The organism is Bradyrhizobium liaoningense (assembly GCF_018130955.1).
GTDB classification, from domain to species: domain Bacteria; phylum Pseudomonadota; class Alphaproteobacteria; order Rhizobiales; family Xanthobacteraceae; genus Bradyrhizobium; species Bradyrhizobium liaoningense_C.
Map to the genome: position 1 here is coordinate 1 of NZ_JAFCJM010000147.1, position 1,459 is coordinate 1,459.

At 63.5% G+C, this 1,459-nt stretch carries 1 protein-coding gene; it reads left to right on the forward strand.

Annotated features, from left to right (window positions below; translation table 11 throughout):
- Nucleotides 1-245: 245 nt before the first annotated feature.
- A complete protein-coding gene (locus tag JQ632_RS39115) occupies nucleotides 246-1,451 on the forward strand; it encodes an IS30 family transposase (protein ID WP_409363547.1) in 1,206 nt (401 codons plus the stop codon).
- Nucleotides 1,452-1,459: the final 8 nt, after the last annotated feature.

The following is a 1,459-nucleotide window of genomic DNA, read 5'->3' on the forward strand; positions in this document are numbered from 1 at the left end:
GGGCGGATTCAACCGGTCGTCGCGACACTCTGCCAAAGGAGGTTGCGATGAAGGGTGGTGATCAGTGTTCGGGTCGGCATGTGGGAGCAGTCCAGCGATCGCCAGGTCGGCCTCGAGAGGCCTTGCGAGAGAGTGGTAGACCATTCTGGGTCGCGATTGCCTCGGGGCGATCAAGCGAGGATGCTGCGGTTGACGCCGGGGTGTCGCCGGCTGTCGGAGTACGCTGGTTCCGGAGGGCGGGCGGCATGCCGCCAACACATTTGTCGCAATCGTCAAAGCCTCCGTCAGGGCGCTACCTCTCGTTCGCCGAGCGTGAGGAGATCGCCATCTTGCGCGCGCAGGGTCATGGGGTGCGAGCCATCGCTCGTCAGCTCGATCGGCCGCCATGCACGATCTCTCGTGAACTCCGGCGCAATGTGGCGCGCCGTCACGGCGCTCCAGAGTATCGAGCGACCACGGCACAATGGCACGCTGATCGATCCGCCCGACGGCCCAAGGCAGCTAAGCTGGCGATCAATCCGAGCCTGCGGGATTATGTGCAGGACAGGCTTGCCGGTATGATCGCCAAGCCGGACGGGGAGCCCCTCGTTGGCCCGAAGGTCGTGTGGAAGGGACGCCGGGCTGTGCATCGGCAAAACCGGCGCTGGGCGACGGCGTGGAGCCCGGAACAGATTTCTCGGCGACTTCGGCTCGACTTTCCCGAGGATGAGACGATGCGCATCAGTCACGAGGCGATCTATCAGGCACTTTACGTGCAGGGTCGAGGAGCTTTGCGTCGCGAACTGACGGCCTGCTTGCGCACCGGGCGGGCGCTGCGCATGCCGAGGGCCCGCGCCCGTAAAGGCAGAAGCTTCATTCCTTCCGAGATCATGATCAGCCAACGTCCGGCCGAGGCCGCCGACCGAGCTGTGCCGGGCCACTGGGAAGGTGATCTCATTTTGGGTCTCGGAAGTTCCGCGATCGGCACCTTGGTGGAGCGCACGACACGCTTCACCATGCTGCTGCACCTGCCGCGCATGACGGGTCATGGCCACGAAGCTCGCGTGAAGAACGGACCCGCACTCGCCGGACATGGCGCTGAGGCTGTGCGCGACGCGATTACCCGTGCGATCGTCACTTTGCCTGAGCAACTGCGGCGCTCGCTGACGTGGGATCAGGGAGCTGAGCTGGCCCAGCACGCAAGTCTGAAGATCGACGCGGGCGTGCAGGTGTACTTCTGCGATCCTCACAGCCCATGGCAGCGCGGCACCAACGAGAACACCAATGGGTTGCTGCGCCAGTATTTTCCAAAGGGTACCGATCTCAGCATACACAACGCTGATGACCTCGAGGCCGTGGCGCTTGCACTCAACACCAGGCCCAGGAAAACTCTTGGCTGGAAAACCCCGGCGGAAACTCTCGACCAATTGTTACGGGTGAGCGATACACAGAGTGTTGCGACGACCGGTTGAATCCGCCC